This is a genomic window from Flavobacterium rhizophilum, from assembly GCF_046000485.1.
GTDB classification, from domain to species: Bacteria; Bacteroidota; Bacteroidia; order Flavobacteriales; family Flavobacteriaceae; genus Flavobacterium; species Flavobacterium rhizophilum.
This window is the reverse complement of sequence record NZ_JBELQB010000001.1, coordinates 122,859-136,854: the sequence shown is the minus strand read 5'-3', so window position 1 is coordinate 136,854 and position 13,996 is coordinate 122,859. Positions and strand designations below refer to the sequence as shown.

Genomic DNA, 13,996 nt, shown 5'->3' with positions numbered 1-13,996 from the left:
ATATACACTATTAAACGGGGAATTTTAATTTGTATTTTAGAAGTTCTTCTTTAAAGGTGTGATATGCTAAATTATAATGCCATTTCGATTGCAGAAGCTACTGCTGTTCAAAATGAACTAAGGCAAAAGTTGATTTTGCAAACATACAATAAAAATATTACTACTATAGCAGGTGGCGATATTTCGCATAATAAAGATAGTGATACTGTTTATGCGGGTATAGTAATACTTAGTTATCCGCAAATGGTTTTGCAATCCTATTCATTAATCGAAACGAAAACAAAATTTCCTTATGTACCACAGTATTTAGGTTTTAGGGAGGTGCCGGCATTAATGGAGGCCTGGGAACAAATTCCGGCAAAGCCCGATATACTGGTTTTAGATGGGCAGGGAATTACCCATCCTAGACGCATGGGAATTGCTTCTCACTTTGGTGTTTTAAAAAATATTCAGACAATAGGTTGTGCCAAAAGTATGCTTTATGGCAGTTATGATCCGTTAGCAGATGAAAAATTTAGCACCAGCCCTATTTACAGTGGGAGTGAATTATTAGGTTACGCACTGCGCACAAAAACAAATGTAAAACCTGTTTATATTGCTCCGGGTCACAAAGTATCTGTAGAAGATTCTTTACGAATAATGAAACAATGTACTATTAAACACCGCATCCCCGAGCCTACACGCCTGGCACATGAAAAAGTCAACCTTTTCAGGGTAGGAAAACTTAAAGCGGGGTATCATTTAGCAGATATACAAACTAACCTGTTTACATAATTATTCAAAATTATCGTAAATGCGTTCAAATTCCTTTCGGTTTTCCCATTTCTGTTCAAAAGCTTCGTCATGTATGCTTTTTAGACGGGTTTTAAAGTCGGGAGCCATTCCGTTAGCTACTATATAATCGGCAGCCTGTTTATAGGAATTAAGCATACTTTTATAAAAGGTAGCCTGTTTTATAAACTTCTCTGCAGAATAGCTTTGTGCTATTTCGATATTAAACAACATAACATCGGCTACCATAAAAGGGTCTGCTCCAAGCGTAATAAAATGCTTAATGTATTTTTGAGCAACCGATCTTCTCATCTTTGATTTTTTCCCTTTTACAGGAAAATATTCGTTAGATATTTTCAGTTTAGCCTCCTGCTCCAGCTTATCTTCCTTGGGGTTAAAAACAAAATCGTAGTAGGTTTTAACATCACTAAACTTGTCGTAAATTTCTAAAAACTGTTCTTCAAGCTGATTTTTAGTGAGTTGAGAGAGGTATTTTTTAAGGTCGCGTTTGCTCATATATAGGTTTATATCGCTCAAAAATAAGGTTTAATAAGGCTTTTGGCAATTATTTAAAAAAAAGATATGGAAAAATTAGATAAAATAGTATTTTTGCAATCCTTAAACAAGTTCAAAACTAAATCACTTTAAGCTGTGGAGAATCCGAGTGCACAAAAACTGATCAAGAAAATTCAGGTTGATTTGTTTAAAAACGGTTTTGTTGCTGAGACGCTAATAACCGACCTGAAAAAACTGCGTGAATATGCGCTTGAAGAACAAGTACCTGTATTAGTAAAGGCAATACGTTTAACGTATGAACACCTTGAAGCAAACGGTGCCTTTTTAATACCAATACCTGATGATGAGCCTGTAGATGAAGAAACAGAACTTATTACAGACGGTAACACCGTAAGTACTGAAAACAACATGGAAAGCTTGGAGTACCTTATTTCCCTATTTACTGATTTAAGTAATAAAAATAACATGCTTGACTTAAGGGAATATAATAAAGCATTACAGGAATTTTAATAATTTACATCGGTTATATAATTAGGGCTGTTTGGAAACAAACAGCTTTTTTTATTTTACCCATAATTAACTTTTTCGGCTTTTTAGAACAATTCTTAATTACTACCTTTGCGGGAAAATTAAGCATTATGATCAAATTCTTTAAAACTATAGCTACCCTTGAGGGTATTTCATTTTTAGCGCTTTTATTTATTGGTGTTCCGTTAAAGTATACAATGGAAATGGAACAGGTTGTAAAAATAATGGGACCAATACACGGCTTCCTTTTTATTGCTTACATAGTTCTTGCTATTATGCTTAATAGTGAACACAAATGGCCTACAAAGAAATTTGTTATAATATGTTTGGCTTCTGTTATACCTTTTGGTACCTTTTACATTGAAAACAAATATTTTAAAGAATCGGCTAATTCATAAATGGAAATATTTAACTGGGCATACAAATTATTCAGGGATTTGGATTTTAGTCGTACATCGGCTACTTATGCCAATCTGGTTATTAATATTATTGTTATAATAATAGTAGCACTTATTCTTGATTTTATATCTAAAAGAATACTTGTTGCTGCTTTTACCGTTTTTGCAAAGCGTACTAAAACTGCCTTTGATGATATTTTAGTAGAAAATAAAGCTACAAAGTATGTCGCTCATTTAGTACCTACTTATTTCGTTTATGTAACCATTCCAATTGTGCTAAAGAGTTTTACCTACTGGGAAAATTTCTTTGAAAAAGGAATGAATATATTCATAATTTTCCTTTTCCTGTGGATTATACGTAGTGTATTACATTCATTAAAGGACTACCTTAAAACTAAGCCTGCTTATAGCGACAAACCAATTGACAGCTATATACAGGTATTAATGATTATCTTATGGCTATTTGCCAGTATTTCAATTATACTTACCCTGTTTGGTCTTAAAGTAGAGACTCTTCTAGGTGCTTTAGGAGCTATTTCAGCAATTATATTATTGATATTCAGGGATACGATACTTGGGTTTGTTGCCAGTATACAGGTTAGTGTGAATGATATGGTTCGTATTGGTGACTGGATTACTATTGATAAGTATGGAGCAGATGGTGACGTAATTGAAATTAACCTTGCTACTGTTAAGGTTAGAAATTTTGATAATACCACTACTACCCTACCTACTTACAGCCTGATATCTGATTCATTTAAGAACTGGAGAGGGATGGTAACTTCAGGAGGTCGAAGAATAAAAAGGCATATTCTTATAAAGACCAATTCGGTTAGGTTTGTTACTGAAAATGAAATTGAAGAGCTTAAAAAGATTCAGCTTATAAAATCATATATAGATCACCGTCAGGCTGATATTGATAAGTTTAACAGTCAGAATTCTGTTGATAAAAGCATACAGATAAATGGTCGTAATATGACTAATTTAGGCTTATTCAGAAAATATATTAACCAGTATATTGAAAATCACCCTGCTATCAATAAGGATATGACTATGATGTGCAGGCATTTACAGCCAACAGAAAAAGGTATACCTATTGAAATTTATGCTTTTACGACTGATAAACGTTGGGTGAATTATGAATATATCATGGCCGATATATTTGACCATGTTATTGCTGCCGTTAAATACTTTGATTTGGAAATATTTGAACTTCCGTCAAATAATAATACTGTATTTGTAGAGACAGATGGCGACCATTAACGGTTCGCTATCCTGTCTTTTACATATTCTATTTTGGTTTTACCGTGTGGGCTTGGCCTTCCAAAGCTATCCAGATTAACCATAGTAATATTATCTACCGTAATAATCTTTTCATGAGTCATTTTATTACGCACCTCACATTTTAGTACTATTGATGAATTTCCAAACCGAACTACATCAATACCTATTTCTACAATATCTCCCTGTTTTGCAGAGCTCATAAAGTTAATTTCCGACATATGCTTGGTTACTACGCGCTGATTTTCAAGCTGTACTATAGAATACAAGGCAGCTTCTTCATCAATCCAAGCCAATAGTTTTCCTCCAAATAAAGTTCCGTTTGGATTTAGATCTTCGGGTTTCACCCATTTTCTTGTGTGGAATCTCATTGTAGTAAGTTTTTACTTAAACAAATCTAAATTTTATACTGTTTTGATACTAATTAAAAACAATATTTAACCTAAAAGGTTTTCGTTAAAATTAACCTTGTTTAAGTAGTTAATTTTATATTGCAAAGGTACGTATATATAGACTTTTACCTCTCGTTTTACTAAAGGTTCTTCTTATAGTATTATAAATTAAAAGCATAGTTTAAACACTCCTAAAACCATAGTTATTTGTAAATTAAAATTCTATCTTTTAGATAAAACAATATTTACTTTAAAATTAGTTATAGAGAATATATTTAGTGAAGTATATAAGAAGGAAAATGTATATTTTGATTTTTTAATCCATAGTATCAATTATCCATGGTCTATCCTGTCCACCAAAGTTCTTGGCTTCTATATATATTTTCTTGACTGTAGGGAACTTTTCCTTTATTTCATCTTCAAGCTCTTTTATAGTAATAAATAGATTATCTACCGTCATATCACTTTGAAATTCCACATCAAGGGCCAGTAAAATTTCGTCGGGGGCAAGATGCATCGTTAAAGGAAAATATAATGTTTTTACCCTTTTGTCATTACTAACCAGGTCATAAATCCCTTTTACAATAGTACTATTAGCACTCTCCCCTACTAGTAGCCCTTTACTTTCCCTTACCATAATAATTGCTACTACAATAAGTACAGCACCAATAAGCATGGATGCCAATGCATCAAAAAACGGATTATTATAATAATGTCCTAAAAATACTCCAAGTAGTGCAATAAGCAACCCTATAATAGCAGCACTTTCTTCATATATTACAGCAAACAGTCCGGGGTCTTTGCTAAGGCTTAGTTCTTTCCAAAAACCTCTTTTTCCGCTATTCTTATTAAACTGCCTTATAGCATAAATTAAAGAAGTGCCTTCAAAGCCAATTGAAGCAAATAATACAATGTAGTTCCAAAACGGATCTTTTAACTCTGCAGGATGCTGTAAGTGAGTTATTCCTTCATAAACCGACATACCGCCTCCTAGCGAAAACACCAATATGGCAACTATTAGTGTCCAGAAATAAATTTCTTTACCATGCCCAAAAGGGTGTGTTTCATCTGCCGGTTTCTGGCTTCGTTTTATTCCTAAAAGCAGTAATAATGAATTACCGCTATCTACTGTACTGTGTATTCCTTCAGACACCATTGCCGAACTTCCTGTAAAGGAAGCTGCTATAAACTTTACAACTGCAATAGCCAAGTTTGCGGCCAAAGCACCATAAATAGCTATTTTAGAATTTCCTGTCATTTATTGGTTTGGTTTATTATGAAAAAAATCCCCAATATTATTGCAATATAGGGGATTGATATAAAAGAAATACTTGGATTCTTAATTGGTATAGCGTTCGTTAGACTCTTCAAAATCGTCATCATCACTTGATACCGACTTGTTTTGATCTTCATCCAAATCGATATTATCGCTTAAAACGGAATCATCCTGATTAAAGGCCTCAGAGTATATGCTGTTTCCTCCTTCTTCGTCCCATTCATCCCTACCGTTAAAATCGTCGGGATTGATATTGTCAGAATCAGTTTCAGCATGCTCATTAGTATAAGAAACTCCCGGCTGTTCCATAGCCAGGTACTTATCAGGGTTTCTTATAGTTTCAGATTCTTTTTGTTTGTTTTCTTCAGGTTTACCGTTTTCATTATGTTTTCTCTCTTCATTTCCCATAGCAACATTTTTTAGAAAAGTAAAATAGCTGTTATATCATTAATTTTTAAAAGTCTCAAATTCGTTTTAATAAGGTTTTTGAGTAGCAGATTACAAGACAGAACTTCATTTACCTGTGCTTCTTTCTCCTGTTGTGCGGCAGCCTCTTCATAAGAAACAGTTCTCATGGCTCCAACACCTCCCGACTGTGTCATAATTATGCGTTCCATGGCAATTTAATTTAATAGATGATTACTCTTTTATTGTTTGTTTTATGTACTCCTAAGTTATTAACTTATTTTCTAATTATTGTTCAATTCAGCATTAAATAATTGCCAATTGGCAAACTTTAACTTTAATATCGTCATTCACAAAAAGTTATAAAAAAACTTTAACATAATCCCTTTGTTTTTAATGAGTTAAATAATAAGTTTTAATCTGTTTGTTGAGTATACAATTAACACTATTTTAAAAGTAAAAAGTAAGGAATTGCCTATTTTTAATATTCTAATCCAATTAAAATGAATATCACATTTCTTAACGATCCTAAACTCACCATATTACTACCTGTTATTTATTTAGCATGGCAGGATGATATATTAACAAAAGAGGAATATACAGCCCTGAATGATTTTATAAATAACCAGGATAATTTCTCTAAAGCCGAAAAGGATTTCCTTAAATCTAAAATTGATTTGAATAATCCGCCGGGACGATCAGAGCTTTTCTTTTGGAAAGACCTTATTAATAAAGCACTTAATAGCAACAAGCCTAAAAACCTTACTGAACTGGGTTTTTTTATAGCTAATACTGACAGGCCTGCCTATAGTAAAGAAGATATAAAGGTGATAGAGCCCCAACTATTAAAACTTGAAAAGCGACTTGGTATTATCAGTAATGAGGCTATTTCTTCGCTGTGTGAAACTCATGATACTATTACAAATAAGCTTAAAACGGTGGAAAGCTTCAGTAAAGAAAAAATGACTGCCCTTCTTGACGGAAATCAGGCAGTAATAATAAACCGAGTTAAAAAAGTGATAAGCCAACCTGAGTTTGCTTTTGAAACTTCAACAGATATAACTGTATACAGGGAAAAAGTACTTGAATGGTGTAAAATACTGGCTAAAGAAGGTTTTGGCAGCCATGCTTACCCTAAGCAGTATGGAGGTGCCGGTGATATTGAAGGATACTTTACCATAATGGAAACCCTGAGCTATCACGACCTGAGTCTTGTAATTAAATTTGGAGTTCAGTTTGGATTATGGGGAATGAGTGTTATGTTTTTAGGAACTGAAAAACATTTTGAAAAATACCTTAAAGATATTGGTACTTTAGATATACCCGGAGGTTTTGCTATGACCGAAACCCATCATGGATCTAACGTTAAAGGACTTGAAACTACTGCTACTTACAACAATAAAGACAGAAGTTTTATCATAAACACACCTGTACCATTTGCCCGTAAGGAATATATAGGAAACACAGCTTTACATGGTGAAATGGTTACCGTATTTGCCAAGCTAATTATTGATGATAAAGATTATGGTGTAAATGCTTTTATCGTTCCTATACGAGATAAAGATAAAAATGTATTAAAAGGTGTTCGTATTGAAGACTGCGGACATAAAATGGGTTTAAACGGGGTTGATAACGGAGTTATTTATTTTGATAACGTAGTTATTCCTTATGATAACATGTTGGACCGTTTTGCTCAGGTTAATGATAAAGGTGAATTTGAAACCTCTATACCTAGTGATAATAGAAGGTTCTTTACGATGTTAGGAACATTAGTTGGCGGACGTATAGGTATACCGCGTTCGGCACTGGCAGCAGCCAAAACCGGACTAACCATTGCTATAAAATATGGAGATAACCGCAGGCAGTTTGGTCCTAATGGCGGACTGGAAGTTCCTGTATTAAACTACAGGATACATCAGCAAAGGCTTATGCCCTATCTGGCTAATACTTTTGCCATACATTTCGGGCTACAGTATCTTACCAAGCGTTTTATGAACCGTACAGAAGATGACATGCAGGAAATAGAAGCTCTTGCTGCGGGTATGAAATCATATTCCACATGGAATACACGCGATGCTTTACAGGAATGTCGTGAAGCCTGTGGAGGTAAAGGCTATCTTTCTGAAAACCGTATTGATGATTTAAAAAACGATACTGAAATATATACCACCTTTGAAGGTGATAATACCGTACTGATGCAGCTAGTAGCTAAAAATCGTTTAGGGGAATTCCGTAAACAATTTAGCGAGATGAATATAGCTACTATTTTTAGTTATGTGTTGGATCAGGCAAAAACGGCAGTTGCCGAAAAGAATCCGTTTGCAACAAGAAACACGGATGATAGTCATTTAAAAGATTCGGAATTCCATTTACATGCTTTTCAATACAGGGAAAAAGAACTGGTAAGCTCTGCAGCGCGCCGTTTTAAACGTTTGGTTGATGATGGACTTGATACTTTTGATGCAGCAAATATAATGCACCCACACATGCTGCAAATAGCGTTTGCTTATCTGGACAGGGTATTTTTAGAGCAGTTTCAGTTACAGTTAAAATCGGCTGATGAGTCTTTAAAAGAAGTGCTAACAAGACTGTACAATCTCTTTGCTATTAACAAACTACAGGAAAATAAAGCATGGTACCTGGAACAAGGTTATATGGAAGGCGCAAAAACAAAGGCAATACGAAAACTTTTTAGTCAGTTGTGCTGGGAAATACGACGTGATGCTGTGCCAATAGTAGAGTCATTTAATATTCCTGAAAACTGCCTAGCTCCTATTATAACGACAGAATCAGAACAAGCATAAAAAAAGAGCCTTTAGGCTCTTTTTTCTATAGATTTACATTCCATTCAAGATCATTTCTATAAGTTAGTTTCCCTTGCTTAACCTCAAGTGGACAATCAAAATTGTTGGTATATAATCCACCGGTTCCTAACCCCTGTGGCATAGGATTGCCAAGTGTATAAGTCCATTGTGCTATAGCATTTAAACCTACATTACTTTCCAGTGCTGATGTTACCCACCAACCAATACTTAATTCTTCAGCGATTTCAATCCATTCGGATGAACCCTTAAAACCTCCTACAAGACTTGGTTTTAAAATAATGTATTGAGGTTTTATTTTTTGGAGTAATTTCCGTTTGTTTTCATACCCAAAAACCCCTATTAATTCTTCATCAAGTGCTATAGGCAGCGGAGTAATTTTACACAAAACAACCATTGCATCTTCCTGTTTTTGTTTAATAGGTTGTTCAATACTATGTAATTGATATTTTGAAAGTTGAATTAATTTATCTAAAGCTTCAGTTTTATTAAAAGCTCCGTTAGCATCTACTCTGATTTCTATTTGTTCAGGAGCAAAATTCTCACGTATAAAAGATAATAATGATAATTCCTTATCAAAATCAATAGCTCCTATTTTTAGCTTAATACAATTAAAACCCTGTTCCAGTTTGGTATCAATCTGTTCTTTCATGTATGCCTCATCACCCATCCAAACCAGTCCGTTAATGGCTATATTTTTCTCACCATGTGTAAATTCTGAAGGATATAAGACAAAAGGATTATCGGCTTCCAAAGACTTAAAGGCCATTTCTACACCAAACTGTATGGAAGGAAATTCGATTAATGCATTCCAAAGCTTTTCTACACCCAAATGAATGTTCTTACAAGTCCATTTTAACTTTTCTTCGTAATCATCTCTGTCATCAATACTAAGGCTCCTTAATATCCCGCACTCACCTATCCCCTTTTTACCACTATCTTCAATAATAATAAACCAGGTTTCCTTTTCAGTAAGAACGCCCCGCGAAGTTCCGCTGGGGCGTTTAAAATTTAGTATGTATTTTTTATAAGTAGCTTTCATTATAGCTCTAAAGATCCTCCAATTTCTAATAGCATCAAATCCTTATCCTTATCATAGAATTTCTTTTTAGCCTCCTCATGATTGATTTTAATGTATCCGAAAGTATCATAGTGATATCCTAATACTTTATCGCACTCAAGGAAATCAGAAGCTATAATAGCATCTTCCACATCCATAGTGAAGTTACTTCCTATCGGAAGTATAGCAAGATCAAGTTTTGTACGAAGTGGAATAAGCTTCATATCATACGTTAAGGCCGTATCTCCGGCAATGTATATGTTTTTGTGTTCGCCTTCAATCACAAAACCACCCTGGTTACCTCCATAGGAACCATCTGGGAAAGAGCTGGAATGAATAGCAGTTACATATTTCACTTTACCAAAGTCAAAGTTCCAGCTACCACCGTGATTCATAGGGTGAGTATTGAAACCTTTTTTCTCATAGTATCCAGCAATTTCTGCATTAGAAACTATAGTTGCTCCTGTATTGTTAGCAATAGCTTCAACATCAAGAATGTGGTCACCGTGTGCATGAGTAATCAGGATGTAATCAGCTTTAAGCTGAGTGATGTCAATGTGTTTAGCCAGTTCGTTTGCGGTAATAAACGGATCTACAATTATATTTTTTCCGCCTACCTCTATTCCAAGGCTGGCATGTCCGTAATAGGTTATTTTCATAATTTTAAAGTTGTGAGGTTATTATAATTAAAACTGTAATACGATACTTAACAGTACTGATAACAAGAATGTTCCTAATGCTACTTTTTTAAGCTCTGGGTCCAGTTCTCTAGGTACAGTGTTTTTACTAACGGTTTTTATATGCAGTAAAAATGGTATGTAAGCCAATAGGAATAGGTATTGCACAGGCTTAAAGTTATACAAGATAGCAAATAGCAGTGTTAAAAACAATGCTGTTAGGATTATGAAATAATGATATATTTTAGCGCGTTTAGGTCCAAGTTTTACTACCAATGTGTTTTTACCCGACATAGCATCTGAAACCTGATCTCTCATATTATTAAGGTTAAGTACAGCTACACTAAGCAGTCCTATAGATATGGCAGGAAGTAAAATAAGTATATCCAGTTCTTTTGAGAACAGGAAGTAGCAACCTAACACACTAACAAGCCCAAAGAAGATGAATACAAATAAATCGCCTAACCCTCTGTAACCATAAGCCGATTTACCTACAGTATATTTAATCGCAGCAGCTATGGCAGCTAAGCCTAAAAAGAAAAAGAATAATGAGTAGACAAGATTCTCTTTGCCAAAAGAAAGGTATATAAGAGTTATTGCGGCAGCAAGGGTTAACAATGAAGTTACTATTATCCCTTTTTTCATTGCTTTTACGGTAATTGCACCACTTTGTATGGCTCGTTGCGGACCAATACGGTTTTCGTTATCGGTGCCTTTTACACCGTCACCATAATCATTTGCAAAATTTGAGAGTATTTGCAGTCCTAATGTGGTTAATAATGCAAAACCAAAAATACTCCAGTTAACCATTCCCTGAGAAAAAGCATAAAAACTACCTACCAGTATTCCCGATACAGATAAAGGTAAGGTTCTTAATCTTGCGGCCTCAAACCACGCTTTAGCATTTGCCATTTATATAAAACTTAATTTTAATCGTTAATTATTACATCCAGTTCTTATCGGTTGTTTCAACCTGATACAACCAGTGGTTAGTAAGCTCTTTTAGTCTTGTATAATCGGTAAGTCCGAAAACCAAATTACCTCCAGCCGTATGCAGGGTTACAATACCTATATCAGAACTTTTGTGCCAAAAATACTGAGTAAGGCTAATTCCCTGAATTTTATGAGGTGCCAGTATTTGTGTGTCCACATCCCATGCTCCCCCTTTTTTGATAATAAAATTATTATTCACAAAAAGCCTGTAATTCCTAAAAGAGAAAAATACAATTGTGCCTACAAAAATAATATATATAGGCAGGAATATTATATAGTCTCTCATTTCGGGAGATAAATATGAAACAAAGAAAAATATTCCTAGAGGTATTATAAGTGATTTTATTATCATAAATATCAGCTTCCTGATACTTGGTTTAAGTGCTACGCCTTTTTCCGGAATTTTATTAAGCAGGAATTTTAGTAGTGTATCTCTTTCTTTATCATCACATCCGGGAATTTCTATGGCCGACTGCAATTGCTTTTTATTGGTACTCTGATTAAATGCCTGACTTATCCTTATATCCTGTATACCTAATTTTTTTTGGAAAAAATTCCTACCAATAACCAATAACTGTACTTTTTCCGGACGAAGTATGGTACTCTTTGTACTTAACAGCCCATGAGACAAAAGTAAAGAGTTTTGTTTTCGGGTTATTTTAAAATCGAAATAACGTATTATAGTACGCCCAAGATTAATAAACAAGGTAAGGAATAATATACCTACAATAATAAAGGTAATAAACCTAAGCAGAAGTTCAGGATCAAAATAACTGTCTAATGTATCTTCTTCATATCCTGCTGCCTCAATAAAATCTTCTATATACTGATAGGTTGTTATTACAAAGGCAAAAAGAAGCGCAAAACTACGAGTATAGTTTGATGTGATTCCGGTTTTAAAAAGTGTAAGAAGACTAATTTGTATAAACGGATGCTCTTTTTCTGTAGTTCTCGTTTTTACTCTTACATCACTTTCTTCGGCTGTAATATCACCATCAGTTTCATATTCATTTTCAAGTAGCCGTTCTTTGAGCAGTAAAGCCAAATCATGATTTATAGCTCTTATGGAAACCTCTTTTTTACTACTCCCGGCAGTATCAACCTCAAGAGCATGAACATTAATTATACGTTGTATAAGTGACTGATTTATATTTACCTGCTGTATCTTATCTAAAGGAATAGCTAATCTGCTTTTGTTGAGTATTCCGTGGCGTATAACAAATTCCTGATTTTTTTCGTCGAGAAAAAAAGTGAAGTTGAGATATTTGAGATAGGCTATAACCGCTACCAAAACAATTATAGCAACTGCCCCTACTATAACAGAGAATTTATCATAATCCTTTAACCTGAAAATCCAAACAATAAGTAAAGGCCATAATCCTTTGATTACTCCTCTAAGAGTGTCGGCAAACATTACTACAACACCTATAAGTGACTGTCGTTGTGGTTTACTGAAATCACTCTTCATTAGACGTACTCTGTTTTAATATTTTTCCAACCAAAAGCTGTTTGATGTTTTCGGCCTGCTCTTTTTCGATACCTGCTATTTTTACATCACTACTATCTCCTCCTGCTGTAAAAACCTCTACAGCAGCTAGCCCGAACTTACGAGAAAAAATACCTTCATGCAGTGCAACATGCTGTACACGGTTGTAAGGTATAATAGTAGTTGTAGTGGCTAAGACACCTTTTTTATAAATAACATCATGTGTTCTAAAAACATACCCCCTGTTTTTAAAACTAAGATTTACAAACACAATAGTGATTAATAACAATAAAAGGTAAACAATAACTGCCGGAACTATATAGGGATGTACTTCTTCGTTAAAATAATATAATGCTCCAATAGCAATAGCCAGTATTAAATAAACAATACCAACATTAAAGTACATTATCTTTTTATAGTCAGAGTGTAATGCAGTAAGTACTGCTTCCTCAAACTTAGGTAGGGAAGCAGTATCTATTACATCATTTGTAAAGCCGTTATTTATGGTATCCATTTAATATCCCTAAAGTTAGGTTTTCTTTTTTCAAGGAAAGCGTCACGACCTTCTTTTGCCTCTTCTGTCATATAAGTTAAGCGTGTAGCTTCTCCGGCAAATACCTGTTGTCCAACCATTCCGTCATCAGTTAGGTTAAAGGCAAACTTAAGCATTTTGATAGATGTAGGTGATTTGTCCAGTATTTCCTGGGCCCACTCATAGGCAGTATCTTCAAGTTCAGCGTGAGGGATAACAGCATTAACCATTCCCATTTCATAAGCGTCCTGAGCAGAGTAGTTTCTTCCTAAAAAGAATATCTCACGGGCACGTTTCTGTCCTACCATTTTAGCAAGGTAAGCAGACCCATATCCACCATCAAAACTGGTAACATCAGCGTCAGTTTGTTTGAATATAGCATGTTCTTTACTGGCAAGTGTAAGGTCACAAACCACGTGAAGGCTGTGTCCACCTCCTACTGCCCATCCCGGTACTACAGCAATTACCACTTTTGGCATAAAGCGGATTAATCGCTGTACCTCAAGAATGTTTAGCCTGTGCATACCATCATCACCTACATAACCCTGATGCCCACGTGCTTTCTGGTCACCACCACTGCAAAAAGAGTATACTCCGTCTTTAGAAGAAGGACCTTCAGCAGAAAGTAATACAACTCCTATCGAGGTGTCTTCTCTTGCATCGAGAAAAGCTTCAAAAAGTTCGCTGGTTGTTTTTGGCCTAAAGGCATTACGTACATCCGGCCTGTTAAAGGCTATACGGGCAACACCATTACATTTTTTATAGGTAATATCTTCAAATTCCTTTACGGTTTTCCAGTCTATAGTACTCATGTGTCTTTAATATTTCCCGTAAAAATACGGGATTTTTTGGCATTTGC

The 13,996-nt window shown here is 34.7% G+C and carries 16 protein-coding genes; 5 read left to right on the top strand and 11 right to left on the bottom strand.

Annotated features, from left to right (window positions below):
* Positions 1–63: 63 nt before the first annotated feature.
* Positions 64–774, top strand: coding sequence for a deoxyribonuclease V (nfi, locus tag ABS768_RS00645; protein WP_408072936.1), 711 nt, complete (start codon positions 64–66; stop codon positions 772–774).
* Here nfi and ABS768_RS00640 read toward each other — a convergent pair whose 3' ends face one another.
* Positions 775–1,287 (bottom strand): DUF6155 family protein, encoded by a 513-nt coding sequence (locus ABS768_RS00640; protein ID WP_408072934.1) that lies wholly within the window; start codon positions 1,285–1,287, stop codon positions 775–777.
* A gap of 135 nt (positions 1,288–1,422) precedes the next feature.
* Between ABS768_RS00640 and ABS768_RS00635 the strand changes: the two genes are divergently transcribed.
* The 3 genes from ABS768_RS00635 to ABS768_RS00625 all read left to right on the top strand — a co-directional run bounded on the left by ABS768_RS00635 (position 1,423) and on the right by ABS768_RS00625 (position 3,476).
* A complete protein-coding gene (locus tag ABS768_RS00635; RefSeq protein ID WP_408072932.1) occupies positions 1,423–1,797 on the top strand; it encodes a hypothetical protein in 375 nt (124 codons plus the stop codon).
* A gap of 128 nt (positions 1,798–1,925) precedes the next feature.
* A complete protein-coding gene (locus tag ABS768_RS00630) occupies positions 1,926–2,213 on the top strand; it encodes a DUF3817 domain-containing protein (RefSeq protein ID WP_035131018.1) in 288 nt (95 codons plus the stop codon).
* Positions 2,214–3,476, top strand: coding sequence for a mechanosensitive ion channel family protein (locus ABS768_RS00625; protein WP_408072929.1), 1,263 nt, complete (start codon positions 2,214–2,216; stop codon positions 3,474–3,476).
* Here the strand turns inward: ABS768_RS00625 and ABS768_RS00620 are convergent.
* From ABS768_RS00620 to ABS768_RS00605, 4 genes are all read right to left on the bottom strand, one after another.
* Positions 3,473–3,865, bottom strand: a complete 393-nt coding sequence (locus ABS768_RS00620; protein ID WP_035131030.1) for an acyl-CoA thioesterase — start codon at positions 3,863–3,865, stop codon at positions 3,473–3,475. The genes ABS768_RS00625 and ABS768_RS00620 overlap by 4 nt on opposite strands.
* A gap of 337 nt (positions 3,866–4,202) precedes the next feature.
* Entirely contained in the window at positions 4,203–5,144 is a 942-nt protein-coding gene (locus ABS768_RS00615; protein WP_408072927.1) for a cation diffusion facilitator family transporter, read from the bottom strand.
* An 81-nt stretch (positions 5,145–5,225) separates the two neighbouring features.
* Positions 5,226–5,570, bottom strand: coding sequence for a hypothetical protein (locus tag ABS768_RS00610; protein ID WP_408072925.1), 345 nt, complete (start codon positions 5,568–5,570; stop codon positions 5,226–5,228).
* Positions 5,571–5,581: 11 nt separating this feature from the next.
* Positions 5,582–5,779 (bottom strand): hypothetical protein, encoded by a 198-nt coding sequence (locus ABS768_RS00605; protein ID WP_157481461.1) that lies wholly within the window; start codon positions 5,777–5,779, stop codon positions 5,582–5,584.
* Between the two features lie 291 nt (positions 5,780–6,070).
* Between ABS768_RS00605 and ABS768_RS00600 the strand changes: the two genes are divergently transcribed.
* Positions 6,071–8,371, top strand: a complete 2,301-nt coding sequence (locus ABS768_RS00600) for an acyl-CoA dehydrogenase family protein (protein WP_408072923.1) — start codon at positions 6,071–6,073, stop codon at positions 8,369–8,371.
* A 25-nt stretch (positions 8,372–8,396) separates the two neighbouring features.
* Here the strand turns inward: ABS768_RS00600 and ABS768_RS00595 are convergent, their stop codons facing one another.
* From ABS768_RS00595 to ABS768_RS00570, 6 genes are read right to left on the bottom strand one after another with little or no spacing between them, the layout of a single operon-like run.
* Positions 8,397–9,431 (bottom strand): o-succinylbenzoate synthase, encoded by a 1,035-nt coding sequence (locus tag ABS768_RS00595; RefSeq protein WP_408072921.1) that lies wholly within the window; start codon positions 9,429–9,431, stop codon positions 8,397–8,399.
* Positions 9,431–10,108, bottom strand: a complete 678-nt coding sequence (locus ABS768_RS00590) for a metal-dependent hydrolase (protein ID WP_408072919.1) — start codon at positions 10,106–10,108, stop codon at positions 9,431–9,433. Before ABS768_RS00590 ends, ABS768_RS00595 begins: the two co-directional genes overlap by 1 nt.
* A 27-nt stretch (positions 10,109–10,135) precedes the next feature.
* Positions 10,136–11,038, bottom strand: coding sequence for a 1,4-dihydroxy-2-naphthoate polyprenyltransferase (locus ABS768_RS00585; RefSeq protein ID WP_408072917.1), 903 nt, complete (start codon positions 11,036–11,038; stop codon positions 10,136–10,138).
* A gap of 31 nt (positions 11,039–11,069) precedes the next feature.
* The gene (locus ABS768_RS00580; RefSeq protein WP_408072915.1) at positions 11,070–12,587 is read right to left on the bottom strand and encodes a PH domain-containing protein; all 1,518 of its coding nucleotides are present in this window, start codon (positions 12,585–12,587) and stop codon (positions 11,070–11,072) included.
* The gene (locus ABS768_RS00575; RefSeq protein ID WP_408072913.1) at positions 12,577–13,119 is read right to left on the bottom strand and encodes a PH domain-containing protein; all 543 of its coding nucleotides are present in this window, start codon (positions 13,117–13,119) and stop codon (positions 12,577–12,579) included. Before ABS768_RS00575 ends, ABS768_RS00580 begins: the two co-directional genes overlap by 11 nt.
* Positions 13,107–13,949 (bottom strand): 1,4-dihydroxy-2-naphthoyl-CoA synthase, encoded by an 843-nt coding sequence (locus ABS768_RS00570; protein ID WP_408072911.1) that lies wholly within the window; start codon positions 13,947–13,949, stop codon positions 13,107–13,109. Before ABS768_RS00570 ends, ABS768_RS00575 begins: the two co-directional genes overlap by 13 nt.
* Between the last annotated feature and the right edge of the window lie 47 nt (positions 13,950–13,996).

Bases quoted from the DNA above. Each gene is read 5' to 3' on its own strand.
- ABS768_RS00580 (WP_408072915.1), bottom strand. From the start codon at position 12,587: ATGAAGAGTGATTTCAGTAAACCACAACGACAGTCACTTATAGGTGTT.
- ABS768_RS00590 (WP_408072919.1), bottom strand. From the start codon at position 10,108: ATGAAAATAACCTATTACGGACATGCCAGCCTTGGAATAGAGGTAGGC.
- ABS768_RS00575 (WP_408072913.1), bottom strand. From the start codon at position 13,119: ATGGATACCATAAATAACGGCTTTACAAATGATGTAATAGATACTGCT.
- ABS768_RS00625 (WP_408072929.1), top strand. From the start codon at position 2,214: ATGGAAATATTTAACTGGGCATACAAATTATTCAGGGATTTGGATTTT.
- ABS768_RS00615 (WP_408072927.1), bottom strand. From the start codon at position 5,144: ATGACAGGAAATTCTAAAATAGCTATTTATGGTGCTTTGGCCGCAAAC.
- ABS768_RS00610 (WP_408072925.1), bottom strand. From the start codon at position 5,570: ATGGGAAATGAAGAGAGAAAACATAATGAAAACGGTAAACCTGAAGAA.
- ABS768_RS00605 (WP_157481461.1), bottom strand. From the start codon at position 5,779: ATGGAACGCATAATTATGACACAGTCGGGAGGTGTTGGAGCCATGAGA.
- ABS768_RS00570 (WP_408072911.1), bottom strand. From the start codon at position 13,949: ATGAGTACTATAGACTGGAAAACCGTAAAGGAATTTGAAGATATTACC.
- ABS768_RS00585 (WP_408072917.1), bottom strand. From the start codon at position 11,038: ATGGCAAATGCTAAAGCGTGGTTTGAGGCCGCAAGATTAAGAACCTTA.
- ABS768_RS00630 (WP_035131018.1), top strand. From the start codon at position 1,926: ATGATCAAATTCTTTAAAACTATAGCTACCCTTGAGGGTATTTCATTT.
- ABS768_RS00620 (WP_035131030.1), bottom strand. From the start codon at position 3,865: ATGAGATTCCACACAAGAAAATGGGTGAAACCCGAAGATCTAAATCCA.
- ABS768_RS00595 (WP_408072921.1), bottom strand. From the start codon at position 9,431: ATGAAAGCTACTTATAAAAAATACATACTAAATTTTAAACGCCCCAGC.
- nfi (WP_408072936.1), top strand. From the start codon at position 64: ATGCTAAATTATAATGCCATTTCGATTGCAGAAGCTACTGCTGTTCAA.
- ABS768_RS00640 (WP_408072934.1), bottom strand. From the start codon at position 1,287: ATGAGCAAACGCGACCTTAAAAAATACCTCTCTCAACTCACTAAAAAT.
- ABS768_RS00600 (WP_408072923.1), top strand. From the start codon at position 6,071: ATGAATATCACATTTCTTAACGATCCTAAACTCACCATATTACTACCT.